The 24,601-nt window shown below is 59.6% G+C and carries 25 protein-coding genes and 1 pseudogene; 7 read left to right on the top strand and 19 right to left on the bottom strand.

Features of this window, described 5'->3' with window-relative positions; translation table 11 throughout:
• The first annotated feature begins 153 nt into the window (after positions 1-153).
• Both SM764_RS18460 and SM764_RS18455 read left to right on the top strand, forming a co-directional pair.
• Positions 154-942, top strand: coding sequence for a DUF305 domain-containing protein (locus SM764_RS18460; RefSeq protein ID WP_367397392.1), 789 nt, complete (start codon positions 154-156; stop codon positions 940-942).
• Positions 943-954: 12 nt separating this feature from the next.
• Positions 955-1,711 (top strand): annotated as a pseudogene (locus SM764_RS18455) (MauE/DoxX family redox-associated membrane protein).
• A 21-nt stretch (positions 1,712-1,732) separates the two neighbouring features.
• Here SM764_RS18455 and cueR read toward each other — a convergent pair.
• Entirely contained in the window at positions 1,733-2,131 is a 399-nt protein-coding gene (gene cueR / locus SM764_RS18450; RefSeq protein WP_038008399.1) for a Cu(I)-responsive transcriptional regulator, read from the bottom strand.
• 12 nt (positions 2,132-2,143) lie between these two features.
• Positions 2,144-4,654: a heavy metal translocating P-type ATPase gene (locus SM764_RS18445; RefSeq protein WP_369002457.1), complete on the bottom strand. Its 2,511-nt coding sequence runs from the start codon at positions 4,652-4,654 to the stop codon at positions 2,144-2,146.
• A gap of 152 nt (positions 4,655-4,806) precedes the next feature.
• Between SM764_RS18445 and SM764_RS18440 the strand changes: the two genes are divergently transcribed.
• Positions 4,807-5,007, top strand: a complete 201-nt coding sequence (locus tag SM764_RS18440; RefSeq protein ID WP_058239067.1) for a heavy-metal-associated domain-containing protein — start codon at positions 4,807-4,809, stop codon at positions 5,005-5,007.
• 42 nt (positions 5,008-5,049) lie between these two features.
• On the opposite strand, the gene SM764_RS18435 is transcribed toward SM764_RS18440, so the two are convergent.
• The 7 genes from SM764_RS18435 to SM764_RS18405 form a co-directional block, all read right to left on the bottom strand.
• On the bottom strand, positions 5,050-5,781 hold the full coding sequence (locus SM764_RS18435) for a DsbA family protein (protein ID WP_040182558.1): 732 nt from the start codon (positions 5,779-5,781) through the stop codon (positions 5,050-5,052).
• A gap of 1 nt (position 5,782) precedes the next feature.
• Positions 5,783-6,265 (bottom strand): c-type cytochrome, encoded by a 483-nt coding sequence (locus SM764_RS18430; RefSeq protein WP_058239068.1) that lies wholly within the window; start codon positions 6,263-6,265, stop codon positions 5,783-5,785.
• Positions 6,262-7,656, bottom strand: a complete 1,395-nt coding sequence (locus tag SM764_RS18425; protein WP_369002456.1) for a multicopper oxidase family protein — start codon at positions 7,654-7,656, stop codon at positions 6,262-6,264. The genes SM764_RS18430 and SM764_RS18425 overlap by 4 nt, the downstream gene beginning before the upstream one ends.
• A gap of 43 nt (positions 7,657-7,699) precedes the next feature.
• On the bottom strand, positions 7,700-8,617 hold the full coding sequence (locus SM764_RS18420; protein ID WP_040182554.1) for a c-type cytochrome: 918 nt from the start codon (positions 8,615-8,617) through the stop codon (positions 7,700-7,702).
• Between the two features lie 2 nt (positions 8,618-8,619).
• A complete protein-coding gene (locus SM764_RS18415; protein WP_369002455.1) occupies positions 8,620-9,213 on the bottom strand; it encodes a c-type cytochrome in 594 nt (197 codons plus the stop codon).
• A gap of 372 nt (positions 9,214-9,585) precedes the next feature.
• The gene (locus tag SM764_RS18410; RefSeq protein ID WP_369002454.1) at positions 9,586-10,056 is read right to left on the bottom strand and encodes a c-type cytochrome; all 471 of its coding nucleotides are present in this window, start codon (positions 10,054-10,056) and stop codon (positions 9,586-9,588) included.
• Positions 10,057-10,084: 28 nt separating this feature from the next.
• Positions 10,085-10,645, bottom strand: coding sequence for a L,D-transpeptidase (locus SM764_RS18405; protein ID WP_369002453.1), 561 nt, complete (start codon positions 10,643-10,645; stop codon positions 10,085-10,087).
• A gap of 156 nt (positions 10,646-10,801) precedes the next feature.
• Here SM764_RS18405 and SM764_RS18400 point away from each other — a divergent pair, with 156 nt between their 5' ends.
• Both SM764_RS18400 and SM764_RS18395 read left to right on the top strand, forming a co-directional pair.
• Positions 10,802-11,104: a DUF2933 domain-containing protein gene (locus SM764_RS18400; protein WP_046212140.1), complete on the top strand. Its 303-nt coding sequence runs from the start codon at positions 10,802-10,804 to the stop codon at positions 11,102-11,104.
• A 285-nt stretch (positions 11,105-11,389) separates the two neighbouring features.
• Complete coding sequence (locus SM764_RS18395) at positions 11,390-13,519, top strand: protein-disulfide reductase DsbD family protein (RefSeq protein ID WP_306005613.1); 2,130 nt, start codon at positions 11,390-11,392, stop codon at positions 13,517-13,519.
• Positions 13,520-13,547: 28 nt separating this feature from the next.
• On the opposite strand, the gene ccmI is transcribed toward SM764_RS18395, so the two are convergent.
• The 7 genes from ccmI to SM764_RS18360 form a co-directional block, all read right to left on the bottom strand.
• Positions 13,548-14,699, bottom strand: coding sequence for a c-type cytochrome biogenesis protein CcmI (ccmI, locus tag SM764_RS18390; protein ID WP_050686135.1), 1,152 nt, complete (start codon positions 14,697-14,699; stop codon positions 13,548-13,550).
• Positions 14,696-15,169, bottom strand: coding sequence for a cytochrome c-type biogenesis protein (locus SM764_RS18385; protein ID WP_078523121.1), 474 nt, complete (start codon positions 15,167-15,169; stop codon positions 14,696-14,698). Before SM764_RS18385 ends, ccmI begins: the two co-directional genes overlap by 4 nt.
• Positions 15,166-15,732 carry a DsbE family thiol:disulfide interchange protein gene (locus tag SM764_RS18380; protein WP_007803389.1) on the bottom strand — a complete coding sequence of 189 codons (567 nt, stop codon included), beginning with the start codon at positions 15,730-15,732 and terminating at the stop codon, positions 15,166-15,168. The genes SM764_RS18385 and SM764_RS18380 overlap by 4 nt, the downstream gene beginning before the upstream one ends.
• Positions 15,733-15,740: 8 nt before the next feature.
• Positions 15,741-17,741, bottom strand: a complete 2,001-nt coding sequence (locus SM764_RS18375; protein ID WP_369002452.1) for a heme lyase CcmF/NrfE family subunit — start codon at positions 17,739-17,741, stop codon at positions 15,741-15,743.
• Between the two features lie 65 nt (positions 17,742-17,806).
• Positions 17,807-18,112, bottom strand: a complete 306-nt coding sequence (locus SM764_RS18370; RefSeq protein ID WP_239367986.1) for an SHOCT domain-containing protein — start codon at positions 18,110-18,112, stop codon at positions 17,807-17,809.
• Positions 18,048-19,514, bottom strand: a complete 1,467-nt coding sequence (locus tag SM764_RS18365) for an ATP-binding protein (RefSeq protein WP_017468462.1) — start codon at positions 19,512-19,514, stop codon at positions 18,048-18,050. Before SM764_RS18365 ends, SM764_RS18370 begins: the two co-directional genes overlap by 65 nt.
• The gene (locus SM764_RS18360) at positions 19,514-20,236 is read right to left on the bottom strand and encodes a response regulator (protein WP_007803380.1); all 723 of its coding nucleotides are present in this window, start codon (positions 20,234-20,236) and stop codon (positions 19,514-19,516) included. Before SM764_RS18360 ends, SM764_RS18365 begins: the two co-directional genes overlap by 1 nt.
• Positions 20,237-20,469: 233 nt before the next feature.
• Between SM764_RS18360 and SM764_RS18355 the strand changes: the two genes are divergently transcribed.
• Positions 20,470-20,898: a rhodanese-like domain-containing protein gene (locus SM764_RS18355; RefSeq protein WP_083794021.1), complete on the top strand. Its 429-nt coding sequence runs from the start codon at positions 20,470-20,472 to the stop codon at positions 20,896-20,898.
• 88 nt (positions 20,899-20,986) lie between these two features.
• Positions 20,987-21,232, top strand: coding sequence for a hypothetical protein (locus SM764_RS18350; protein ID WP_369002451.1), 246 nt, complete (start codon positions 20,987-20,989; stop codon positions 21,230-21,232).
• On the opposite strand, the gene SM764_RS18345 is transcribed toward SM764_RS18350, so the two are convergent.
• The 3 genes from SM764_RS18345 to SM764_RS18335 are packed head-to-tail and all read right to left on the bottom strand — an operon-like array spanning position 21,229 to position 24,534.
• Positions 21,229-22,020, bottom strand: coding sequence for a TniQ family protein (locus tag SM764_RS18345; RefSeq protein ID WP_038147409.1), 792 nt, complete (start codon positions 22,018-22,020; stop codon positions 21,229-21,231). The two genes, SM764_RS18350 and SM764_RS18345, sit on opposite strands and share 4 nt — an antisense overlap.
• Positions 22,017-22,898, bottom strand: a complete 882-nt coding sequence (locus SM764_RS18340; protein ID WP_038147410.1) for a TniB family NTP-binding protein — start codon at positions 22,896-22,898, stop codon at positions 22,017-22,019. The genes SM764_RS18345 and SM764_RS18340 overlap by 4 nt, the downstream gene beginning before the upstream one ends.
• Before the next feature lies 1 nt (position 22,899).
• The gene (locus tag SM764_RS18335; protein WP_028288640.1) at positions 22,900-24,534 is read right to left on the bottom strand and encodes a TnsB C-terminal domain-containing protein; all 1,635 of its coding nucleotides are present in this window, start codon (positions 24,532-24,534) and stop codon (positions 22,900-22,902) included.
• Positions 24,535-24,601 lie beyond the last annotated feature (67 nt).

Genomic DNA, 24,601 nt, shown 5'->3' with positions numbered 1-24,601 from the left:
AAACGACGCGCCTTTGTTGCCTTGAAACTACGAAAATTCGTGCTTTTGGAACTCTCCAGCGCTGGAATGTTGTTGTTTTAGAGAACTGCAAGGAGGTGACTGGAAATGCACTACTCACGATTCTTTATGATGATCGGAACATCGACCGTGGTCATGTTCGTTCTGATGTACCTGAACACCTATCTTTGGGGCCATATCTTCTTTTCGGAGACACGCCTTTACATGGCCATCCTGATGGGGGCGACCATGGCCGTGATCATGTTGGCGTACATGTTGTCCATGTATCAGAACACCAAAGCCAACATCGCGATTTTCGTTGGCGCAATAGTCCTTTTCGCGGCGAGCCTCTGGCTGGTTCGCGGGCAATTCACGGTGCAGGACAGGTCCTACATGCGCGCCATGATCCCGCACCACTCGATCGCCATCATGACGTCGACTCGTGCCGAGATCACCGACCCGCGCGTCCGGGGGCTCGCAGACGACATTATCTATGCGCAGGACAAGGAAATCGCCGAAATGCGCTACCTTATTGCTGACATTGGAGCAAACGGCGAAGCATCGGCCACGCGAAGCGAAACGCCGGCGCAGGTTGTGGATGCGCAACAGGCGCTTCAAACGGAGGTCGTGTCGAAGGTCGATCCTGAGTTTCTGACGGAAGACGAAATCGCTGCGGTGTTCCCGAATGGCGGAAATTGCCGCTTTGCTTACACCTCGGACAGTCCGGCTGTACTGGTGACTGGTGAAACCGGCGAAGGGTCTGCCGCCGCAATGAAGATCAGCGGTGATCTGGTGCGCCTGAATGCGCAGGGCGAAAATGCATTTTCTGAAGGCCCGCTGTCGGCCGAGATCGCAGAGACGAACGGTGACCTGACCGATCTGATCGTCAGCGCGGGAACCGACTACGAAGCCGGGTTCCGTGGTCAACTTACGTGCAGCGGATAAGGAGGAAAGGACATGCCCCGCGATACAGACAGTAAATCCGCGCAGCTTTATCGCATGGTCATGCCGGGCCATGTCTGCCCCTACGGTCTGAAATCGAAAGACCTGCTGGAGCGGCAAGGCTTCGAGGTGGAAGACCATCCGCTTGACACCCGTGAAGACACCGATGCTTTCATGGAGAAGCACGGGGTCGAGACGACGCCGCAGACTTTCATCGGGGACGAACGGATCGGCGGTTACGATGATCTCAGGGTGTTTTTCGACATTGACCCACCCGAGGAAGAGCAAAGCGACACGACCTACCAGCCGGTCATCGCGATCTGCCGCGCTGTTGGCATTGGGCCTGTCTTGGCACCAGTACGGGTCGGTCCTTACCTTGCGGGGGTTCGAATGGTTCATTTCGCTGTCCATGACCATTCTCGCGATCCAGAAATTGCAGGATGTCGAAGGGTTTTCGACGATGTTCCTCAACTACGATCTGCTGGCGCGCAAATGGGTGCGATACGGCAAGGTCTACCCGTTCGGCGAAGCGTTGGCAGGTGTCCTGATGACTGCCGGCGCGCTGCTGTGGCTCTCGGCGCCTGTCGCCCTGTTTATCGGCACGGTCGGCGCTGTCAGCGTGTTCAAGGCTGTTTATATCGACAAGAGAGAGCTGAAATGCGCCTGCGTCGGCGGTGACAGTTCCGTCCCGCTGGGGTTCATTTCGCTGACGGAAAACCTGATGATGATCTTCATGGGTATCTGGATGCCGGTCCGCGCGATCTGGTTCTGAGGTACAGCCCCTTCTTGCCTGTCACTTGGCCAACCGCTCCGGCGACAGATCCTCGATGATGGGGCAGTCGGGCCGGTGATCCCCGGCACATTTTTCCACCAGTTCGGCGAGCGTCGCGCGCATGGATTGCAGTTTCGCGATCTTTTCCTCGATCTGGCGCAGATGGTCTTCCGCAACCGCCTTCACTTGCATGCTTTCGCGGTTTTCATCCTCGTAGAGCGACAGGAGCGTCCTGCAATCTTCGATGGTGAACCCCAAGGCCCGTGCGCGACCCAGAAACGCCAGCTTGTGAACGTGGTTCTCGGTGAACGCGCGATAGCCGTTCTCGCTACGGTTCGGGCGGATCAGACCGATGTCCTCGTAGTAGCGGATCGTCTTGGCGGGCACACCCGATTGTCGGGCAACGTCTCCGATGTTCATGTCGGACCTCCGTTATTCTGCTGGAGCAGGAGTGGCGGCTGCCATCTCTGCCGGGATTGCGCGCTGCTCGTCCATCGCAGGCGCGATGCGCCGCAGCCGCAGGGCATTGGTCAGGACAAACACCGAGGACAACGCCATCGCACCCGCCGCAAGGATTGGTGACAGGAGCAACCCAAAGGCCGGATAGAGCACCCCGGCAGCGACCGGAATAAGTGCCACGTTGTAGGCAAAGGCCCAGAACAGGTTCTGCCGGATGTTGCGCATGGTCCGCCGCGATACTTCGAAGGCGTTCACCACGCCGCGCACATCGCCCGACATCAGGACGACATCCGCAGATTCGATGGCCACATCGGTGCCGGTTCCAATGGCGATGCCCACATCGGCATGCGCCAGCGCCGGGGCGTCGTTGATCCCGTCGCCGACAAAGGCGATGCGCTTGCCGCCCTCGCGCAAACTGTTGAGCGCCGCGACCTTGCCGTCTGGCAGAACGCCGGCGACGACATGGTCGATGCCGGTTTCGCGGGCGATGGCTTCGGCGGTTTCGCGTTTGTCCCCGGTGATCATCGCAACCGCAAGACCCTTTTCGTGCAGCGCTGCGATGGCTGCGCGGCTTGCCGGTTTGACCGGATCGGCGACGCCGATCACGGCGGCGATACGTCCATCTATGGCAGCGTAAAGCGCCGTCCGACCCTTGCTCGCGATCTTCGTTTCCTCTGGTGCCAATGCCGAGATGTCAATGCCTTCCCGCGTCATGTAGCGGTCGGCCCCAACCAACACCTCCGCGCCTTCGACCAAGGCGCGCACGCCGTAACCGGTGACCGACTGGAAACCTTCGGCCCCCACAAGCGGGGCGCCGTCGGCCCGGGCGGCGCGGACGATGGCGTCCGCGACAGGATGCTCGGAGAGCGACTCCACGGCGGCGATCTTCGAGAGCGTTGTTGAACGATCGAACCCTTCCGCCAGCACAAGGTCAGTCAGTGCGGGTCGCCCCTCGGTCACCGTGCCTGTCTTGTCGAGGGCGACCACATCAACGGAATCAAGTAGCTGCAAGGCGTCGCCCTTGCGGAACAGGACACCCATTTCCGCAGCACGTCCCGTCCCGACCATGATCGAGGTCGGCGTCGCAAGCCCCATCGCGCAGGGGCACGCGATGATCAGCACCGACACACCGGCGATCAGCGCCATTGTCAGGGCCGGATCAGGCCCGAAAACCAGCCAGACCAGCACGGTCGCCGCCGCGATCGCCATGACGGCAGGTACGAACCACAAGGTGATCCGGTCGACCAATCCCTGGATCGGCAGCTTGGCGCCCTGGGCCTCTTCGACCATGCGAATGATCTGCGCCAGGGTTGTGTCGGCGCCGACCCTTGTGGCGCGGAATTGCAGACTTCCAGCGCCGTTGACCGTCCCGCCGGTCACCGGATCTCCGGCACTCTTTTCAGCGGGGATCGGCTCGCCTGTCAGCATGCTTTCGTCGACGCGGCTGGTCCCCTCGATGACCTCACCATCGACCGCGATGCGTTCGCCGGGACGCACGATGACGATGTCACCCTGAACCAGCGCATCGATCTCGATCTCGACGTTTTCACCGTCCCGCACCACACGCGCGGTCCGCGCCTGAAGCCCCAGCAGCTTCTGGATGGCCGCGCCCGTTCTCCCCTTAGCGCGCGCTTCAAGAAAACGCCCCAGCAAGATGAGGACGACGATGACCGCTGCCGCCTCGAAGTAGACAGAGCGCAGCGTGTCAGGCAAGGCCGATGGTATGAATGTCGCAACTACGGAATAGAAGTAAGCCGCCCCGGTGCCGACCGCGACGAGGCTGTTCATGTCGGGCGCGCCCCGGAATAGGGCCGGGAAACCCTTGGTGTAAAACGTCCGGCCCGGGCCGAAGAGAACGATTGTCGTGAGAACGAATTGAAGAAGCCAACTCGTCTGCTGACCAATCGTGGTCTCGATAAGCATATGAACGGCCGGAATGACGTGGCCACCCATCTCGATCAAAAAGACCGGCAAGGCGAGGATGGCTGCAAAGGTGACCCGTTTGGCAAGCGCCTGAGCCTCTTCCTCCTTGCGCGCAACCCTGTCGTCACCGGCTTGGGCCGTTGCCACGGTTGCTGGATACCCTGCCGCGCCGCTTGCATTTACCAGATCGGATGTCGTGACAAGACCTTCGACGTAAACCACCGTCGCCGTCTCGGAGGCGAGGTTGACGTTCACCTCGACCACTCCAGGCACCGCGGAAAGCGCCTTGTCGACCCGCCCGACGCAAGAGGCACAGGACATGGCTGCAATCGTGAGTTCGGCCTTGGCCGTCCGCGCGGGGTAGCCCAGCTCGCGAAGGGTTTCGATGATTTCCGGAACGCGCTTGAGCGCGTCCACGCTCATACGCGCGGTTTCGGATGCAAGATTCACCGACACATCCTCTACGCCGTCGATTGCATTCAATGCGCGGTCGACCCTGCCAACGCAGGACGCACATGACATGCCTTCGATCGGCAGGCTGGTCTGTTTGGGTTCGGGCATATGTGTCACCTGTTTTTCCATTCGAAGTGGAATATGAGGATTCCAGTTACTGGAGGGTCAATGGGAGGGCGCCAAATAAATTTCTTCACTTGACCTTCCAGCGGGGGGAAGCCCCATGTCACCGACAGAAATCAGATCAAGGAGTGGTTCCGATGAAGTTCAGCGTTCCGGACATGAGCTGTGGACATTGCACCGCAGCAATCGAAAGCGCGGTGAAGAGCGCAGATCCGAATGCAGGCGTAGAATGTGACCTTTCTGCCCGACATGTGCGTGTCGCCAGCGTGTTACCAGCCGATCAAGTCCTAGCGATCATTCGGGATGCGGGCTACAACGTGGAACCTGCGGCCGCTTGATGCAGTGCCTGGACCACCCAAGGGCGGTCCGGGCACAGAATTTCAGTCTTCGACTTTGCGGGCTTCCTCGACCAAGTCGACAAGCTGCGCCTTTTCGACGAAGCCCGGGACCAGCGCGTCACCGATCACGAAAGACGGCGTGCCGTTAAAGCCCAGAGCTTGGGTCAGTTGCATGGATGTCGCAATGTGCTCTTCGACCTCGGGGGCCTCCATGTCCTTGCGCAACTGTGCGATATCCAGGCCGATCTCCTCGGCAACGCGCAGCACGGAGGCCTCTTCCGCGCGGCCTTCCAGCCCCATCATCGCCCAGTGAAACTCTTCGTATTTGTCCTGCTTGCGCGCTGCCAAGGCCGCTTTCGCGGCGAACACCGATCCGTCTCCGAGAATGGGCCATTCACGATAGACGAGGCGAATGTTTGGATCGTCTTCGATCAAAGCCCGCACCTCGGGTTTGACCCGCCGACAATAAGGACAGTTGTAGTCGAAAAATTCCACAACGGTGACGTCCCCTTCCGCGTTGCCGAGAACCGGCGCATTCGGATCGTTCTCGATCAGATCGCGCTGGTCATTCAGAACTTGGGCCTGACTGAGCTCCTGCGCTTGCGCCTGCCTTTGTTCAAGGATGGCGACGGCCTCCATGACAATCTCCGGGTTCTCGCGGATTGCTTCCAGCACAAGTTCCTTGACCCGGGACTCTGACAGTTCGTCGGCGAGTGCCGGTAGCGGAAGCAAGGCAGCTATCGCGACCGTCGTGAAGGCTTGTCTGAAACGCATTTTAGTTCTCTCCCCGTTGTTCGTCGGCTTCTGTCCGCGCGGCCTGGACTTCGCGGATGCGATCTGGCCAGGTGGACCGGATGAAGGCCAGGATGTTGTGAATTCGCTGGTCGGTCAGCACGTCTGCGAAACCGGGCATGCCACTGTCGAATTCGACGCCCTGACGCGCCAGAAGCGTTGCACCCCCCAGTTTTGTGTAATCGAAGAGCAGGCTGTCAGGATGATGCCAGGTGTGACCCGTCTCATCATGCGGTGGTGCTGGCAGGCGCCCATCCGCGCCCGGCGTTCGCCATTCCGGCTGGCCTTCCAGATCCGCGCCATGACAAGACGCGCAGTTTTCTGCGTAGAGCAACGCGCCTTCTTCGATGTCGTAGCTCTCCGCCTTGGACGCGCTGCCGACATCCGAGGATGCACTGGTCGAGAGCCAATACGTGAAGGCGGCTGCTGCGACAGTGATCGGAACGGACCAAACGAGATACCTCATGTGACCCGTATCCAGGTTGTCATGCCGGACGCGGCGTGGCTGAGCATGTGGCAATGGAACAGCCACTTGCCGGGATTGTCTGCCGTAAAGGCGATCTCCCGGGACTCGTTGCCGGCCAACAGGATCGTGTCCCGCATCGGCCCGAACGCGCCGTCGGGGCGCAGCTCACGGAAATGCATCCCGTGCAGGTGCATCGCATGTGGGAACACGGTCTGGTTCTCGATCTTCAAGCGCACCGGCTCGTTCAGGGATAGATCGGCCAGTGGCGTGTCGGTCATATCGGCGACATCATTCAGGGCCCAGAATTTGCCCGCTTGGGCAAGCTGACGGAATCCAAGACGTTCCCCACCGAGCAACGCGGACTGCATCCGCCCCATTGCACCGCCGGACATGACCAGTCGCAAATCTCGCGCATCGGCAAGGTCCGGGGCGTTTGCTGCGGGGTTCGGCGGCAACGGCAGTGGCTTGCCTCTTGGTACTGAACTGGCTGTGCCGTCGATCGGAAAACTCACGAGCGGGGTCGGTTGATCGTCATCGCCGATGCGCAGCAAATGGGCCACGCCGCCTTCGTCTTCGGTCACATCGACAATTAAGTCGACGCGCTGTGCCGGGCCGAGGATCAACTCGCCGTCAATCTGCTGGGGTTGGCCGATTGGCATTCCATCGACGGCCACCCTCCAGCCACTCAACCCCGAGAGCTTCAGCGGGAAAATCCGCGCGCTTGCTGCGTTGATGATCCGCAAGCGAATGCGTTCGTTGCGCTTCGCGGACAAGGTCAGGTCATAGCGCCCATTGGTCGTGATAAAGTTGCCGATGCGTCCACCGTGGCTCATCATCATAGGCTGCTCGAAATTGTCGAAAAGCTGCCCGCTTTCGGGATCGAGCAACCAGTCCTCCAGAACGATGACTTCCTCGCGGTCGATGTCCGGTCCATTGGCCTCTTCGACGATCAAAGCACCGCGCAAACCACGCGCGACCTGCTCGTATGAGCGATTATGCGCGTGGTACCAATAGGTCCCGGCGTCCGGTACGACGAAGTCGTAGTCAAAGGTTTCACCAGGTGCCACGGGCTCTTGGGTCAGCCCTGAAACGCCATCCATCGCGTTATCGATCCGGATTCCGTGCCAGTGAACCGAACTGGGATCGGGTACCTCGTTGCGGAACCTGCGGCGCACCCGATCGCCTTGAGCGACCCGGATTTCCGGGGCCGGAACAAGGCCGTCATAGCCCCAGATCTCTGTTTCCGGGTAGGTGTCCGGAAGAAGCTGTCGACGTGCAACCTTGGCAATCAGGTCCTCGAACGGGGTCGCGGCAAAAGCCGACTGCGGGATGGCCGCCGCGCAGGCCGCCAGTGTTGCATGGCGCAAGAAATCCCGACGTGTTTGTCTCATTTCGATCCTCTAGAAAGCGGGGGCGTGTTGCCCCCGCGTGGTGTTAGTTCGACGCGGGGTTCTCCGCCTCGACCGTGTCCTTGTTCAGCAGGAAAAGCGCCATCGCTTCGCGATCGGCAGGTGTCAGAAACCGAGTTCCCTCGCGAACCACTTCCGCCATGCTGCCGCCGAAAGCATCGCCCGAAGGGATGATGCCGGTCTGGAGCGCATAAGCGAGGTTTGAAACCGTCCAGTCATTTTTGGCCAGGTCTTTTGGCCGTATCGCGGGTGCCTTGCTGCCACCGGGAAGCTGGGCGTTGCCTGCAAAGGAAGCACCGATATCGCGACCTCCTGCAAGATTGCGCGGCGTATGGCAGGCTCCGCAATGTGCCGCACCGCGCACCAATTCCCGTCCGCGATTCCATGCGCCGCTTCGCCCTTCAACCGGTTCGGTATCCGGATCGTAGAAGAACGCCGCTCGCCAGAGCTTCAGCCCCCATCGTTGATCGAATGGGAAGCTGACATCGTTTTCTGGTGCAGGTTCGTCCACGGGCGGCACGGTTTGAAACGCCGCCCAGAGGTCAGCGATATCCTGGTCAGAAAAATCCGCATAGAACGTATATGGGAAAGATGGATAGTAGGGCGTTCCATCGGGGCCGATCCCCTGCCGCACGGCTTTTGCGAACTGTTCTGCCGTCCATTCGCCCATGCCATGTTCGGGGTCGGTCGTCAGGTTGGGCGGATAGAACGTTCCGAACGGGGTTTCGAGCGGCGCCCCTCCGGCAAGTGGTGCGCCGCCCGCTTCAAAATTGGTATGACAGGCAATGCACCCACTGGCGCGCGCCAAATATGCGCCCCGGTCGACATTGCCCTCTGTTGCAATCGGAGTCACTGCACTGCCGACAGGCCATGCAATCACCACGCCGAGGCCGGCCGCGCCCAGCACGGCGACCCCGGTGACGAGTTTCAAAAACCGGCGCATGGTTAGTCTTCTTCCGCCCGGAAGCGTTCATGGCATGCGGAACAGACCTGTGTCGTCATCGCGAATGCCGCGTCGGAGGGCATTTCGGCAATGGCGGCAGCATCCATCATGCCGCCGCTGCCCATCATCGTGCTCCCGCCCATCATGGTTGTATCGCTTCCCATCATGGATCCGCCGCCCATCATCGAGGCGCCATCCATGGAGGTATTGCCGCTCATGCCGCCCAATCCATTGTCGGCTGCGCGTTCCAGGCCCTCAGAGTATTCTTCCAGCTGACTTGCCAATGCCGCGAAGCGCTCCCAGTCGGTCCACACCTCGTCCTTGGCTTCCGAGGGCATGCCCCCTGTGCCCTCTGGGAACAGCTTTGTCATGCTCTCACCGGCGTGCTGCTGGAACAGGCGCGCGGCATCGCGCACTGTTTCTGCGTCATAGGCCGTTTCGCCCCTCATCATCGGGGCCACGGTCTTGACCGCCTTCCCCATTGCAAGCATGGCGTCCATGCGCTCTTTCACGATGCCGGTGGCACCGCTATGCGCGAATGCCGTGACCGCAGTACCTGCAATCAACACTGCCGCTACGATAGTCGTCTTTTTCATGTCTTCGATCCTTCTTTGGGTCTGCTTTTCGAGCGATGTGAAATCAGACCCACCGTCGTGGCGGTGGAGGATCGCTGATAGGGCGCAACTCTGTTCGTTGGGTCGCGACGTCTTGCATGACAGCCGTCAGAAACTGAGGCTCGTAAACCACGTTTGGCTGGAGAAACACCACAGCAGTGACAGAACAATCGAGTCCCGGATGACAGTGGCCAGAGACCTCGTTCGTCGATGACCCTACATCTTCGTGAGCGTGAAATTCTTGCGCCAAGGACGCTTCACCATGAAACGCTGGCGCCTCAGGCACTCCGAGAACCACTAGGAAAAGGCCGAAAACGATCGACAGAATCCATTGGTTTGTCTTCGACCAACGCATCAGTCAATCCCGTTGGCCCGCTGTAGTTCGCGGACATAGGCGGCAACCATCTTGACGTCTCCTTGTGTCAGTCCTTCGATCCTTGGCATATTACCGAATTTCCAGTGATGCGCACGCACGCCATTTTGAGCGGCCAGAACAAAGGCCATGTCTGAATGGTGGCTCGGCTCGTAAATCTTGTGCACAAGAGGCGGGGCAATCCCGTTTTGTCCCGCTGCGTTTGCTCCATGGCACTCGGAACACTTAGCCTCGAATATGGTTTTCCCAATCGTGGCTTGCTCCGAGAATTCTGCCGGCAGTTGGACCTGAACGATTGGGTCGCCTGCTTCTATGCTACTCGTGTCAGGAGGCGTCATGGAATGACCCATCGCTGTATCTTCCGCAGAATCTTCCGCAGAAATGAACTGCCAAGTTGCAACTCCCCCGCCAGCTATAACTACGGCTCCAATAAGCGCGGTCAATTTGTCCATGCCTGTATCTTCCGCCTTGTCTCTTGGGTCAGATGAGTTTGACTTGAGTGCCGACGGGCACCCGCTCGTAAAGCTCTTCAACCTGTTCGTTGAACAAACCGATGCAGCCATTTGATGACCGACGGCCGATTTTTCGCGTGTCCTGTGTTCCGTGGATACGGTAGTATTGCCAGGACAGATACAATGCGCGGGTACCCAGAGGGTTGGCAGGATCGCCTCCCTCGACACGTGCCGGCCATTCTGGATTGCGTTCCCGCATGGAGGGCGTCGGCGCCCAGCTGGGGTTTTTGCGCTTTTCCACGACTTCGGTATAACCGCGTTTTGTGAGTTCATCGGTCAGAGGAACGGATGTCGGATAGATCCGCATTGACCCATCTGCTGTCCAATGCTGCAGAGCCCGTGTTTCCGTGTCCGAGATAATGATACCCTTTCCAAGCGTATCGAAATGGTCTTGCCACTCGTGAACTCGGAAAGAAGAGATATTGCGGCGAATGACTTCGGCCCAAACCACGCTTGGGGCAGCCAAAGCAACCGCCGCCAAACCAAATAGGCGTCGTCGGTTAATCTTGTTATTCGGCAAAGACGTCATGACACACTCCCAGCCTCGGTTTTGTCACACGTCTTTTACGCGAGACCCGGCATCTGGCAACCTGACAAGGCCGCGAGAAGTGTATCCATTTGTATCCTTGACCTTACCCTGCTGGAGGGCCGCAAATGACGCGGGAAACGAGACAAAGAGGGTGTCATGGACCACCAGAACCACAGAAAGAAGCCGATCACGGACAGGCTCATGCATTACGGAATGATGGCGTGTTGCGCCGTCATGCTGCTGCCCGTTGCGGGATTTTTTCTTGCCGGCGGCACATTGGCGGGCATGTGGGGCAATGCAGCGGCTTTCGCCCCGCTCCTGCTGTGCGTGGGGGCGCATCTTGCGATGCACAAATTCATGGGGAAATCGTGCCATTCCGACAAGGCAAAGGATACTATCGAGGAAACGACCGAGCCCATGACCTCCGCGATTCCAGTCGTGGTCCGCGACAGGCCGTGATGTACGCGGGAAGGTACGCGTAGGCGCGTTGCTGTTGTCGGGTTTCTTGCTTGGGGGATGTGCAGGAAGTCTAGAAGACTGCCCGGATCGCGGCGCTATCGTGTCCACGAAGCAAGCGTCAGACCTTCTGCCGGATGGGTGTCGGTATCTTTCAACTTCTGCGACTGGCGTCGCGCGAGTTGACTGCGCGGATGGTCGTCAGGGTTTTGCCGTAGGTTTCCGTTGAGGCGACCTCCGCCGTCTTGGCGAAATCTGCGGTAAAAATAAGGGAAGGAAGCAGGTATCTTGATCGATTGCCTTTTGATCCTGCGACGGGTTTTGCTTATTCCCTTCGTGCTCCTGGCCGTTGTCTCTGGAAGTGTCGCGGCAGCAACCTCTGCTGAATACCAGAGCGCGCCACTCACCGCGCATCTCATTAGTGTACAGGACGGCGTTCCCGAGAACACACAGACTCTGTCAGCCGGGCTTCACCTTCAACTGAACGAAAACTGGAAGACCTATTGGCGGTCGGCGGGCGAGGTGGGAATACCGCCTTCGGTCGAATGGAGCGGTTCCGAAAACGTCGCAGATGTCGAATTCATGTGGCCCGCCCCGACGCGCTTCACCGCCTTCGGCATCGAAAATTTTGGTTATGCGGGTGAAGTCGTCTTTCCGCTGCGCATAACGCTCGAAGATCCCGGCGCACCTGTGACTCTTTCCGCGCAGGTCAAACTGCTGGTGTGCTCCAATGTCTGTGTCCCGGAAGAGTTTGACCTGTCACTTCGCCTCGGACGGGGCAACGTCATCGACAGCACTTCGGCTGGGCTGATCGGTACGTTTTCCGAGCGCGTCCCCGAAGGGGCCAAGACGAGCGGCGTCAGCGAGGCAAATGCCTTCATCGACGAAGACCTCACGGAGTTGATCGTCAGCCTTCGCGTCGATGAACCACTCCAGTCGCCGGATGTGTTTCCCGAACTGGGTATGGGTGTTGCGCTTGGCAAACCCGATATCCGTTTGGGAGAAGAGGATCGTTTGCTTTGGGCGCGCTTGCCGATCCTCTCGTCGAATACGGATGTGACAGTGGCTCCGTCGATTACCGTCACCGACGGCGAGAACCGGGCCTTCACGATCATCGCGGATCGCGTGGCGCAAGGAATAGCACCACCCTTTGAGCTGGCCGCCACGACACCGGACATGATGGAACTGATCTGGATTGCCGCGATCGCGCTGCTGGGCGGATTGATCCTGAATGTGATGCCCTGCGTGCTGCCGGTGCTGTCCATCAAGGTGTCGTCTGTGCTCAAACACACCGATCACGACACAACCCGTGTCCGGTTCGGTTTCGTCGCTGCCAGCGCCGGCATCATGACGTTCATGTGGGGTCTGGCGCTCGTCCTCTGGGCGCTCCAGACGGCAGGCCTCAGCGTCGGGTGGGGTCTGCAGTTTCAAAGCCCGCTGTTTCTTGCGGTGATGATCGCTGTTCTGCTCGTCTTTTCGGCAAATCTGTTCGGAGCGTTCGAGTTCGCCCTTCCACACGGCATTCAAACGCGGCTTGCAGGGGCCGGTGGACGCAACGGGTATTCCGCCGACTTTTTCACTGGCATGTTCGGTGCCGTCATGGCGACGCCTTGTTCGGCACCGTTCCTCGGCACCGCTGTGGCCTTTGCTTTGGCCGGGCGTGGCTTGGACATCCTCATAGTCTTTTCGAGCCTCGGGTTCGGCCTCGCCCTGCCCTATCTCGTCATCGCCGCGTTCCCGCGTCTGGTCGCATTCATGCCTAAGCCTGGTCGATGGATGCTGATCATCAAAAGCGTCATGGGGGTCTTGTTGCTTGCAACCGCCGTGTGGCTGTTCTGGGTGCTCGACGGTGTCGCCGGGCTTGTGTCTGTCATCGCGGTCGCGGCGTTGTCCGGTCTCGCCGTTCTGATACTATCTCTCCCGAATGTGCAGTCCCAGTTCAGGTGGTCTATTGCCATAGCCAGCCTTGTCCTGGCCATTGCCGCAGGTCCTCTCTTGCAGCAATCAGCACCTGCGCGTTCGACGCCGCAGTTGGCAATGGCTTGGATCGCATTTGATCGTTCGGACATAGCGAAACGCGTGTCCGCAGGAGAGGTCGTTTTTGTCGATGTGACCGCTGACTGGTGCCTGACTTGCAAAGCGAACAAGACACTTGTCATCGACCGGGAGCCAGTCCGGAGCGCGCTTGAAGCGCCTGGAGTCACGGCGATGCAGGCAGATTGGACACGCCCGGACACGCGCATTTCCCGCTACCTTGAGAGTTTCGGCAGATACGGCATCCCCTTCAATGCCGTCTACGGACCATCGGCACCGAACGGCATTGTGCTGTCCGAATTGCTAACAACCGAAGACGTGATGGACGCCTTGGCGCAAGCCAGCGGTCGGGATGTTTCCGCAAAGGTTGCCGGACAGGAGTGACCTGCCCGGGCGGGACACCGACCAGCAGTCAGCCGCCGAGCCGCTCAAGCGCGGCACGGACCGCCGCACGCCGAGGATCACTGGCGGGCTGCTGCTCCAACAGCGCTTCAGCCTTGCGGTAGGCCTCAACGGCGCGATCGGGCTCCTCAAGGACCGTATAGGCGTTTGCCAGCCGCATCCAACCATCCAGATCGTCCGGTTCATCCTCAAGACGCTCGGCCAGCCGCGAGACCATCGATCGGATGAACTCCGCGCGGTCCGCGTCATTCATCTCCGACGCCGCCGCGACATCTGCCGCACTCGGGCCGGGTGGGGATGTCGGCCCGCTGGGTAGATTGACGACCGGGAGGTCAGCTGCCGCTGCAATCCGGTTGATCTGCAAAACGTATGTTTCCATCCAGGGCACGAACGTCTTTTCCTGGTTCAGCCGGGAAACGAGCAGATCGTAGGCCTTACGCGTCTCTTCTTTTTGAAGATGGTAGAGAGACTCGAAATAGGTTGCCGCAGGATTGGATGGGTCAAGTTCCAAAGCGCGATCAATGGCCAATTTCGCCCGTGGAATAACAACGCCATCATTGGCAACCGCGACAGCCTCCGCCAGCATGGAGAATGTCGCGGAGGTGGCATCCTCCCGTTTGGCGACAACTTCGAATGCTTCGACAGCATCAACTGTTCTGCCCATGCGCTGATAGGTCTGGCCCAACAGCATCCACCCTTCGCTGGGGCCGCCGGTCGGATCGGATATAAGCCTTTCGCGAAGTTGTATTGCCAGCGCCGTCACTTCATCAGTCTGTGCGCGCTCCTCTGCACGGGCAGCGAAGGCCATTGAAGGCACCTCCGGCGATCCCATTGTCAGATAGTAGCCCGCGGCAATAACCGGCGCGAGGACCGCCGCGACAACAAGAGTGCCTCTGCCACCACTACGGGACGATCCGGCTTTTGCTTCCAAATTGCGGGTCGTCGCGAGGATCCGTTTCTTGATCTCGAGTCTGGCTGCTTGAGCTTCTTGTTCAGAAATCAAACCGCGGTCCATGTCTCGTTCGATTTCCTGCATCTGATCGGCGAGGATGGCCGGTACCGCATCTCCTCTGGTGAGAGTGTTCGATTTGGACAGCAGCAGCGGGTAGAGGACTATTCCGATCGCGACCAGCGTCAGAAGACCGAAAATACCCCAGATCATGACGCATCCCCCGCTTCGTTTTGTCTGAGAATCTCGGACACGGTGTTCTCATCCTCCGCGCCCAAATCTTCAAAAGCCTCTTGCTTTCGCCGACTCATCAGTACCCCGCCACCAACGAAAACCCCGATCAGAACGAAAGCGATCGGCGCAAACCAAAGCGCGTAGGTCGCAGGCTCCAGAGGCGGTTTGAGCAGCACGTAATCCCCGTACCGCGCCCGAATGTATTCGATCACCTCCGCGTCGCTGTCTCCGGTGACCAGTCGCTCGCGTACGAGCAGACGCAAGTCCCGCGCCACACCCGCGTTCGAACTGTCGATGTCCTGGTTTTGACAGACGACGCATCGCAGATCCTTGGAAATCTCCCGCGCACGCTGTTCCAATACCGGGTCGGCCAGCATTTCGTCTGGTTCGACCGCATTGGCGGCAAAGGGAAAGAGCCCGATGCAAAACGCGAAAATCAACTGTCTCATGATGCTGCTCCCTTTGGCAGTGCGCCTGCCTGCTTCAGGGCTTGCGTGAACCGTTCGACGGCGTCCGGACCCACGACCGGCCCGACATAGCGAAACAGAACAGTACCATCGCCATCGACGATGAAGGTTTCCGGCACGCCTGAAAGGCCCCATTCGATCCCTGTCCGGCCTGAAAGGTCGGACCCGATCCGTTCGTAGGGATTGCCGAGGTCATTGAGCCACTTCACGGCATCTTCTGGTTTGTCTTTGTAGTTGATGCCGAACAACCGCATGCCCTCGCGTTCGACAAAGCGTGTCAACACGGCATGTTCCGCGCGGCAGGGCACGCACCAGGACGCAAAGACATTGACCACGACCGGTCGTTCGTTGCCTACAAGATCGCTTCGGGCCAGGCCGGGTGTCTCCAACCCCGGCACGGGATCGAGGTCGAACGCCGGGGCCGGTTGCGAGATCAGGACGGAAGGGATCTCGTTGGGATCCCGGTCGGGATTGAGCCCCCAGAGAAAAAAACCCCCGAATATGACCGCCGCAATAAACGGCAGCCCGGCAATGAGACGTTTCATCTTCTCTCCTACTCGGCAGGAACAGCATCGCTGGCTGGCTGTTTGGCGCGGCGCGGCGCCCCGACCCTCAAACGGCGATCCGACAAGGACAAACAGCCACCGATCACCAGCAGGATCGAGCCGATCCAGATCAGGTTGACGAGCGGTTCATAGAGGATCCGAAGGGTCCATGCTCCGGCGTTGTTCACTTGATCGGAGGCTGGCGTTGCAATCGACGTATAGAGATCACCCTCCAATGTAGAGCGGATGGCCGACTCCGTCGTCTGGCTTTCCGCGACCGGGTAATACCGGCGTTCTGGGAAAAGCGTCGTGACCAGCTCGCCATCCCGACGGACCACAAGGGTGCCGCGATCCGCGATGTAGTTCGGCCCTTGAACCTGTGTGGCCCCTTCGAAGGTGATGTCGAACCCCGCGATCGTGACTTCGGTCCCGGGGGCGGCAAAGACGATCTCCTCACTCTTCCATCCGGTCGAGCCGATCATCCCCATCATCAACACAGCGACGCCGGCATGGGCGAGCGTCATGCCGTGTGACGCACGTGGCAGGTTGCGCGCGCGTCTCGCGGCCTCTGCAAGGGAAACCTCGAACAGACGGATGCGCAGCGCCCATTCTCGTAGGGTTGCAAAAAGCAGCCACGCCGCGCCGAGGATGGCAAGATAGGCCATGATCGGCCCACCGTTCAGAAGATACCATGCGGCCAAGGCTGCAATGACCGCCAGCACGGCCACGAACCGAATGCGATCGAGCAAACCGGCGATATCAGCCCGCTTCCACGACAGGAATGGACCAAGACCCATGAACACGACCAGTGCCAGCATCATCGGAATGAAGGCCGCGTTGAAGAAAGGTGGACCGACCGAGATCTTGTCCCCGGTGACAGCCTCCAGGATCAGCGGATAAAGCGTCCCGAACAGGACGGTTCCCGTAGCGGCGGCCAGAATGAGGTTGTTCACGAGCAGCCCGGCTTCGCGGCTGATCGGGCGAAACAAACCACCCGGCTCCATTTCGGGCGCCCGCCAGGCGTAGAGCGCCAGCGACCCACCGATGGACACCGCGAGTAAACCCAGAATGTAAACTCCGCGCTCTGGATCGACGGCGAACGCGTGTACGGATGTAAGCAGGCCTGACCGGACGATGAACGTCCCGAGAAGTGAAAGCGAGAAAGTCAGGATGGCAAGCAGGATGGTCCAGCTTTTGAACGCATCGCGCTTTTCCGTGACGATGGCCGAATGCAACAGCGCTGTGCCCAGAAGCCAAGGCATGAAGCTTACATTCTCGACCGGGTCCCAGAACCACCAGCCGCCCCAGCCCAGTTCATAATAGGCCCACCAAGACCCGAGGGCGATACCGGCCGTCAGGCTGATCCAGGCGGCCAATGTCCATGGCCGGACCCATCTGGCCCAGGCCGGATCGACGCGACCCTCTATAAGAGCCGCAACGGCGAAGGAAAACACGATGGAGAAGCCGACATACCCGAAATACAAGAGCGGCGGGTGCATGGCGAGACCCATGTCCTGAAGCAACGGGTTCAGGTCATTGCCGTCGAGCGGCGGCGGAAACACCCGCTCGAACGGGTTCGACGTCAGAAGCAGGAAGGACAGGAAGCCGACGCTGATCCACGCCTGCACCGACAAGGTGCGCGCCTTGGTCTCGGCGGGGATGTTCGATCCGAACCAGGCGACGCCCGCGCCGAACACCGCGAGGATCAGAATCCAGAGCAGCAGCGAACCCTCATGGCTGCCCCAGGTCCCGGCCACCTTGTAGAGCATCGGCTTGAGCGAATGGGAATTCTCGACGACGTTCCTGACGGTGAAGTCGCTGACGATGAAGGCCTGCATCAGCGCTGCGAAGGCTATGGCCACAAACAGCACTTGTCCTATTGCCGTCGCCTGGGCGGATTTCATCCAGACGGCGTTTCCACGCGACGCACCTGCAATCGGCAGAACGCTTTGAACAAGCGCAAGCGCAAGCGCGAGGGCCAGTGCGAAGTGACCAATTTCCGGGACCATGGCGTTCTTTCCTATCCAGTGTCGGTGGGCGTCGCGTCGGACGGCTTTGGCGTCCGCGGCGGGGTCTATTCGTCGAGCGTTGCTTTGCGGCGACGGAACTCTTCTTCGTCGATTTCCCCATTCGCAAAGCGGCGCCGGAGCGCTTCCTGCGCGTCCGAGTCCGGGGGACGGGTGCCATTGTCCCGCAGCCTGAGCACCAGAAACACGATCAATGCGATCACGGCGCCCCAGAAGGCGAGCATCATGAAGCCGCCCATAAAGCCATAGCCTCCGCCCCACATGTGACCTGTCCAGGAGCCTGGACCATCAGCTCGCGCCATGCTGGCGGGCAAGCTGGCCAGCAACGTTGGAATGAGCGTTTTCAGTTTCATCTGTTTCTCCTTCGATTAGTTCGCTTTCATCCAGTGGGATGGTGACAACAGCGCGCAAACCCGCGCTGTTATGGTTGACCAGCTGGATATCGCCGCCATGGGATTGGACGATTGTCCTCGCGATCGAGAGCCCAAGCCCATAACCGCCCGTTTCCAGAGACCTCGATTGCTCGAGGCGATAGAAGGGATCGAAGACCTTTTCCAACTGGTCGACGGGAATGCCGGGCCCATTGTCATCGATGTTGAGTACGAGGTTCGAACCGTGGGTCGCCCAGCTGACTTTTGCGGCACCACCGTAGCGAACGGCGTTCTCAAGCAGGTTCCTCAGCGCCCTTCGGAACGCGTTGGGTCGAAGCCGCACGGCAACATCATCACTCGGGGCAAAGGTGCAGTGTGCCGCCATATCGCTGCACAAGCTGTCCAGAAAATTGCGCAGATCGACCACTTCGGCACCTTCGGATCCGGTAAGGCCCCGTGCAAAGGTGAGCGTCGCTTCGACCATGCTCTGCATCTCTTCGACCGATGCGATGAGGCTGTCCCGCGTCTCTTCTTCGTCAACCAGCTCCGCGCGGACACGCATAGCAGTCAACGGCGAGCGCAAATCGTGACCAAGCGCTGCGAGCATCCGTGTCCGATCGCTGACAAACCGGGTCAGCCGTCGTTGCATGCGGTTGAAGGCGACGGTCAGATCCTTGACCTCGGTCGGCCCCGCGACGGTCAATTCACCCACATCCTCGCCCCGGCCAAGATGGTCCGCGGCCTTGGAGAGGTGCCGCAAAGGACGCGTCAGGCGCGTCATGACAAACCAGAAGATCGCCACCAGGAGCAGTCCGGCGGAAATTCCAAAGGTCAGCATCGAATAGAAAGGCCATTGGATTGGCGGACGCTCGAACCGCGTTCCGACATTCAGCCAACGCGCTCCCTTGATGGCGATCGACAGGTTCATCTCAACCGCCGTCAACTCTCCGCGCATCATCGCGAGATGCATTTCCGTCATCTCGTCCGAGAGATTGGGAAGGGGCCGCAACGCGCCCTCGACCTCGTGCAGTTCAACGCGAATATCCCGGCTGTAGCTATCGCCCAGAAGCGCGCGTATGCGTCCTTCCACGATGCCGCCATCCGAATGACCGGTGTGTTCCACGCTCGGAACGTCCGACAGATCAAACCGGATCAATGGCGAATTCGCCGCGCGGAGGATCGAGTCCTGCAACTCCGGCGGGGCCTCCTCGATCAACCGCGCGACATTTGCTGCGCGACCGGCGGCCTCGAACCCCAATGCGGCACGAATCGCAAGGGTGCGCTCGTCAGCGAACAGGAACAGGCTGATCGCCTGGGCCACGACAAGTGCCGCGACCACAAGCAGGATCAACTGGCCGCTCAGAGACCTCATCGCACGGCGCATCACGGCGCATCCTCGACATCGGCAGCCAGACAGTATCCGCCGTTCCGCACCGTTTTGATGACACTGGGCCTAAGTACATCCGGCTCGATTTTGCGGCGGAGACGGCTGATCTGATTGTCGATGGTTCGATCCATCGGGCCTGCCGTCCGCCCAGCGGTCAGGTCAAGCAACTGGTCACGGCTGAGCACCATCCTCGCGCGTTCCAGCAGGACCGCCAGTAATTTGAACTCGGAGGTCGTCAATGGGGTCTCGGTGGTGGACTCGTCAATCAGCACCTGCCGGTCGGTATCCAGTATCCAGTGCGCAAAAGAGACTTTCCTCCCAGCGAGGCTTCCGGCCACAGGTTCGTCGCGGTTGCTTCTCCGAAGAACCGACTTGATGCGGGCGAGCAGTTCTCGTGGATTGAACGGCTTGGCGAGATAATCGTCCGCACCGATTTCCAGACCCACGATCCGATCCGTTTCCTCACCAAGCGCCGTCAGCATGATGATCGGAAGATCACCCTCTGGCGCAAGTCTGCGGCAAACCGACAAACCGTCCTCGCCCGGCATCATGACATCGAGCACGAGGAGGTCGAAGTGACCGGTGGCCAGCTTGGCATCCATCTCCACGGCATCCCTGGCGACGGTCGTGCGCATTCCGTTCTTCTCCAGGAAGCGCGCGACGCTTTCGCGTATCTGAGCGTGGTCGTCCACGATAAGGATATGAGGTGGCGGTCCCATGGCGTCCTTCCTAGATCATTGTTGCATTCTGTTTCATGGGCAGAATTGTAGCCGTTTGTATCAGGTCAGTCCCTTGCTACAGATGGATACAAATCTGTGCCTGCACCGTGTCGTGCTCCCGGGTAGCGTCGCGCGTATGTTATGTGACCTTTGGGATCGCAACCGATCAAAGGATGAGGTTTTCGAATATGGCTCTTGATTTGAACCGGCGCCGTTTCGTTCTGGGTGCTCATATGACGGTGCTGACCGTCGCGGCGTCACCGCTGTTGGCGCAGAGCCGATCTGTCTGGTCGGCAGAGAATGCCTTTGACGCGCTTCTATCGGATACGGCGCGGATCATCGATGTCAGAACGCACAAAGAGTGGCAAGAAACCGGCGTAGGTGCTGGTGTATGGCCGATAAGCATGCACGCGTCCGGTTTTCCGGACCGATTGTTCAGGGCCAAGGAACTGAGCGGTGATCGCACTGTTGGACTGATCTGCGCCACTGGCGGACGCTCCGCATCGCTGCTTCGAGCGTTGAGACAAGCTGGTTATTCGGGCTACGCCGATATCTCGGAAGGGATGTTGGGATCAGGCGAAGGGCCTGGCTGGATCGCATCGAACTTGCCGACCGTTCCGGTGGATGTCGCCCTGAACGGGTTGCCCCCCGCGTTGGCCTGACCAGTGAAGAATCAATTGGTCCCGTTGTGCTAAAAGCCTGATGTATGGTCAAATTGACCTGTTTGAACAGGAAGACGGGTTTGGGTGTATGACCGAGTTGATGGCTATGTTTGTCGGAATATGCGCGGCGATCGTGATGGGAATTGTCCATCATTATGCGTTGTCGGGCATTCTGAAGTTTTCCCCGCAGCGGTCGGATGGCTCCGGCTTTCGGATCATCCTGACGTTTTCCGCGTTGCTGTTGCTGCACGTATTGGAACTTGTGACGCTCGCCGTTGTCGCGTTGCCCTTTAATCTGAGACGCGACGCGTTTGGCGACAATTTTTGCCCTTAATTGTGAGATACGGCTGTCATGGGGCCCCTGTTTCTCGCGCACCTTTGCGCGATGTGATCAACCGCGGCAAGCAATCGAGGCTCCTTCTCGAAGGCGCGCAAGAGAGCAACCCTTGCATAGTCGTCGATGCTTTTGCTGACGATGGCTGCCTTAGCCAAGGGATGAGATCGAGCGGCGGCGATTGCGGCGAGGCAGAACAGCCTAACTTCCGATCTGGGGTTCTGGACAGCGAACGACGGATCCCCGCGGAAGGTTTTGAGTGACATGGCAAAGGTGACTGCGCGCATTGCGCGCCGAAGTTGCTTGGGGCCGCGCGAGCGCGCGGCGCACTCAAGCATCTCTGCCCCGCGGCGCGCTCGGTATATCAGTTTTCCAGATATTTGTTCCTCACGGAGTTTGCCAAGGGTCTGCACAAGTCTCGTCCCGCAAACTTGGCAGTCAAATGCCCAGGCCCGCCTCCAATGCCTGAGCGAAAGACCCTCTCTGGCGCATTGCATGCAATGCTGGAATGGCATCTGAGCCGTCAGCGAGGCTTCTCGTGGCGTCATTGCCGGAAAGGTCAAAGATCGAACAACATCTGGGTTAACCCGTGCGGCGTTGGCAATCTTCGCCGCCGCAGCCGCGTCGACGTTGAAGTCCAAGGCGGTGCCATGCGCGGTATCGATTCTGAGATGAGCCAGTAGTTCCGCATCATCACAGTAGTTGGCCGCCGCCAGCCGAGACAACCAACCTGACAACAACTCGTCTGGCAGCGGCGCGACAGTCTTGGGCAGCGGGTGCGGCTTCACACCCGGGACTTCTGGAGCCGCCGATGGGGGTTCGCATGGCGCGACCAAACCGGCGTCCATTTTGCGATTGCGTCATCGGTGATGCATTCCTCGCCTGTGATAATGGCGTCGATGGAAAGATCCTTGACCAGAGCGAAGATGCGCGAGGTCACCCCACCGGTCAGTGCCAAGACCTGCTTGAGAGATTTGACCTTCAGGTTGGACTTCTTTTCCAGTGGCATGGCAGCAATAAGGGTCTGGATCATGTCCGAGAACTCGGCATCGTCGCGCCAGTTTGGCAGATGATGTTCGTCCAGCCGTCGGGCAAGCTGGATATCACCGCGAATAGCATCGACGGCCTCGCTGACCCCAAGGCAGACCAGTGACACCTCGAGTTCATTGCTGAGATACCGCAGGACATTGAGAAATCGGCGCTGTTCGCGGTGGGTCCCGGCCAAGAGATTGTGGACCTCGTCGATCATGATCATCCGCAGGCCAAGGTCGCGTAAGAGCGCGATGACACGGACTTCGAGGGAAGCCACATTTTGAGCGCGGGCGCTAAGAGCCGTCGCCGGGGCGCCGACGGCGGCCAGGATGTGCAGGTAAAACCGCCGTTCATCAGGTGCGGGCGGCGCTTGCAACAGCAGAAGCGGTGTGCGGGTGATGCCCGACGCCGGATCGTATTCTGGTGCGTACTTGCGCGACAGGTTTCGGGCAATCATCGTCTTTCCGATCCCGGAGGCGCCATGCACAAGAAGCCCAGGCATACGGGTTTGTCGTGGCGCTTCGATCATGCCCTGCAAGCGGTCCAACACCTGTTCCGCCCGAGGAAAGCCGATCCAGATATCCGATTGAATGAGGGCGATCCGGCCGTCTTCTTCAGTTGTCCCTGCCCTCAATTCACCATCTCTCCACCTTGAACAATGGGCGCGATGTATCACCCGTATCGATCGGGCGCAGCCCTTCGGTTGTCGAGACGGCCGAGTTCGTGCCCTTCAATGTCCCTTTTCTTTCACGGGTTCTGCGTTCGGCCTTCGTCAGGCCCCGGCTTTCAGCTTCGATCTGGCGTTGCTGTCGGATCAGCTCAGCCAGCACCAGCTCATTAGACCCGGACTTGCCAAGGGCACGGGCCTTCCTCATCGCTTCGCGATATTCCCAGAGCGAGACGGGCGGAATTTCCAGGTTTCTGTACCGCGCCTCAACATACCGGCCATCGTCCAGTTCGACCCAGATCATTGAGATATCGCGAGGATCGTAGCGAACGACCACCTTTCCATCCCCGCGCCCAATGTGGCCTGCAAGGGCATCGGACCAGTACCTTATCTGGAACAGATGGATGCCGTCACGCCTGATCTTGCGCAGTTCACTCGGCAGGAAGCTCACCTGAAAGGCTTCCATCTCGAAGGGGATGTCGCCTGTCATTTGCTCTGAGAGCGCCTCCCATTTGGCAACGGGCGTGCAGCCAAGACTTGAATGAATGCTGTTGTTGTAACGGCAGATTTCCAGAGCAAACCAGCGATCGAATTCGCTCAACGTCATCGTGGCCTTGCTTTCGGCGTCATAGTCGCCCTTTGCCGCGATCGAGGATTGCGTTGTTCCCGGCAACAGGTGAACGGCCCCCATCATGGTGCCGATCAACCGTTCGATGTGACCACCGAAGTGAGGACTTGCTGGCGGTCGATAGACCAGATCGATCCCCCAATCCGCACAGGCCGACCGAAAGGCGCGCGACCGGAAATCGCGACCGTTATCGACGTGGATGCTGTGCGGTTTGCCCTGTGCCGGCCAAGGAACATCGCACGCCAATTCCGCAAGAAGTTCCTCCTTGAGGGCCACCGCCTGTGTCAGGCAAAGCGCCACTGACAGACGCGAAGGTGCCTCGAGAGAGGTGTAATATCCGGTCACCATCCGCGTTGCGACGTCGATCGCCAGCGTGACCCAAGGCCGCCCAATTGGTTTGCGTTCAAAGCCGTCGACAAGAATGATGTCCGCCGGTGTATGATCAATTTGGACGATCTCCAGTGGCATACTGGCCTTGTTCTCACCTGTGACCGGCGCAAATTTCTGGCGGGCCGCCTTTGCGCCCTCTCGTGCCTTCGCAACTTCGCGGGCATCCATCGCATCCAGACGACGCTGAACCGTTCGCCGTGTCGGCGGTTGCAAGCCCTCCTGCCAGCAAGCGCTGCGGATTTCTGTCACGACGCGCGACAAGCTCGAACGCTCCCGGCGCAAGAAATAGCGGCGAAGGTGCTCCTCGATTACCGCTTCGACTTTGCTGGATATTAACATCGTCCCGGTCGGGCGGCCCCGTTTCCGCGGAGCCAGAGCGCTGGTGCGCCCACCCTCTTCCGCCAACCGTTTTATCCAACGCCAGACCGTCGCCCTGCTGACACCAAGCTCCCAAACGGCGTCATTGATGCCACGTTCCAGGCTGCCAGTCCCATTGAGATATGCCTGAACAAGAGGGCGCAGCACCGCGGCCCTGCGCGCCTCTTCAGCACCAACAGCAACGCAGTCTTCGCCATCATCATTCATCGATATTTGCCGCAAATGTCTGTGAACCCTGTCTCAGGTTTAAGGGCAAAAATATCAGAATTAAAGG

It is taken from the genome of Pseudophaeobacter sp. 1A16562, from assembly GCF_041008785.1.
GTDB lineage: Bacteria > Pseudomonadota > Alphaproteobacteria > Rhodobacterales > Rhodobacteraceae > Phycobacter > Phycobacter gallaeciensis_A.
Note: the sequence above shows the minus strand (reverse complement) of the source record. Positions and strands in the feature narration are given on the sequence as shown.

Excerpts from the sequence above, each read along its gene's own strand:
- SM764_RS18460 (WP_367397392.1), top strand. The coding sequence starts at position 154 with ATGTTCGTTCTGATGTACCTGAACACCTATCTTTGGGGCCATATCTTC.
- cueR (WP_038008399.1), bottom strand. The coding sequence starts at position 2,131 with ATGAACATCGGAGACGTTGCCCGACAATCGGGTGTGCCCGCCAAGACG.
- SM764_RS18445 (WP_369002457.1), bottom strand. The coding sequence starts at position 4,654 with ATGCCCGAACCCAAACAGACCAGCCTGCCGATCGAAGGCATGTCATGT.
- SM764_RS18440 (WP_058239067.1), top strand. The coding sequence starts at position 4,807 with ATGAAGTTCAGCGTTCCGGACATGAGCTGTGGACATTGCACCGCAGCA.
- SM764_RS18435 (WP_040182558.1), bottom strand. The coding sequence starts at position 5,781 with ATGCGTTTCAGACAAGCCTTCACGACGGTCGCGATAGCTGCCTTGCTT.
- SM764_RS18430 (WP_058239068.1), bottom strand. The coding sequence starts at position 6,265 with ATGAGGTATCTCGTTTGGTCCGTTCCGATCACTGTCGCAGCAGCCGCC.
- SM764_RS18425 (WP_369002456.1), bottom strand. The coding sequence starts at position 7,656 with ATGAGACAAACACGTCGGGATTTCTTGCGCCATGCAACACTGGCGGCC.
- SM764_RS18420 (WP_040182554.1), bottom strand. The coding sequence starts at position 8,617 with ATGCGCCGGTTTTTGAAACTCGTCACCGGGGTCGCCGTGCTGGGCGCG.
- SM764_RS18415 (WP_369002455.1), bottom strand. The coding sequence starts at position 9,213 with ATGAAAAAGACGACTATCGTAGCGGCAGTGTTGATTGCAGGTACTGCG.
- SM764_RS18410 (WP_369002454.1), bottom strand. The coding sequence starts at position 10,056 with ATGGACAAATTGACCGCGCTTATTGGAGCCGTAGTTATAGCTGGCGGG.
- SM764_RS18405 (WP_369002453.1), bottom strand. The coding sequence starts at position 10,645 with ATGACGTCTTTGCCGAATAACAAGATTAACCGACGACGCCTATTTGGT.
- SM764_RS18400 (WP_046212140.1), top strand. The coding sequence starts at position 10,802 with ATGGACCACCAGAACCACAGAAAGAAGCCGATCACGGACAGGCTCATG.
- ccmI (WP_050686135.1), bottom strand. The coding sequence starts at position 14,699 with ATGATCTGGGGTATTTTCGGTCTTCTGACGCTGGTCGCGATCGGAATA.
- SM764_RS18385 (WP_078523121.1), bottom strand. The coding sequence starts at position 15,169 with ATGAGACAGTTGATTTTCGCGTTTTGCATCGGGCTCTTTCCCTTTGCC.
- SM764_RS18380 (WP_007803389.1), bottom strand. The coding sequence starts at position 15,732 with ATGAAACGTCTCATTGCCGGGCTGCCGTTTATTGCGGCGGTCATATTC.
- SM764_RS18375 (WP_369002452.1), bottom strand. The coding sequence starts at position 17,741 with ATGGTCCCGGAAATTGGTCACTTCGCACTGGCCCTCGCGCTTGCGCTT.
- SM764_RS18370 (WP_239367986.1), bottom strand. The coding sequence starts at position 18,112 with ATGAAACTGAAAACGCTCATTCCAACGTTGCTGGCCAGCTTGCCCGCC.
- SM764_RS18365 (WP_017468462.1), bottom strand. The coding sequence starts at position 19,514 with ATGCGCCGTGCGATGAGGTCTCTGAGCGGCCAGTTGATCCTGCTTGTG.
- SM764_RS18360 (WP_007803380.1), bottom strand. The coding sequence starts at position 20,236 with ATGGGACCGCCACCTCATATCCTTATCGTGGACGACCACGCTCAGATA.
- SM764_RS18355 (WP_083794021.1), top strand. The coding sequence starts at position 20,470 with ATGACGGTGCTGACCGTCGCGGCGTCACCGCTGTTGGCGCAGAGCCGA.
- SM764_RS18350 (WP_369002451.1), top strand. The coding sequence starts at position 20,987 with ATGACCGAGTTGATGGCTATGTTTGTCGGAATATGCGCGGCGATCGTG.
- SM764_RS18335 (WP_028288640.1), bottom strand. The coding sequence starts at position 24,534 with ATGAATGATGATGGCGAAGACTGCGTTGCTGTTGGTGCTGAAGAGGCG.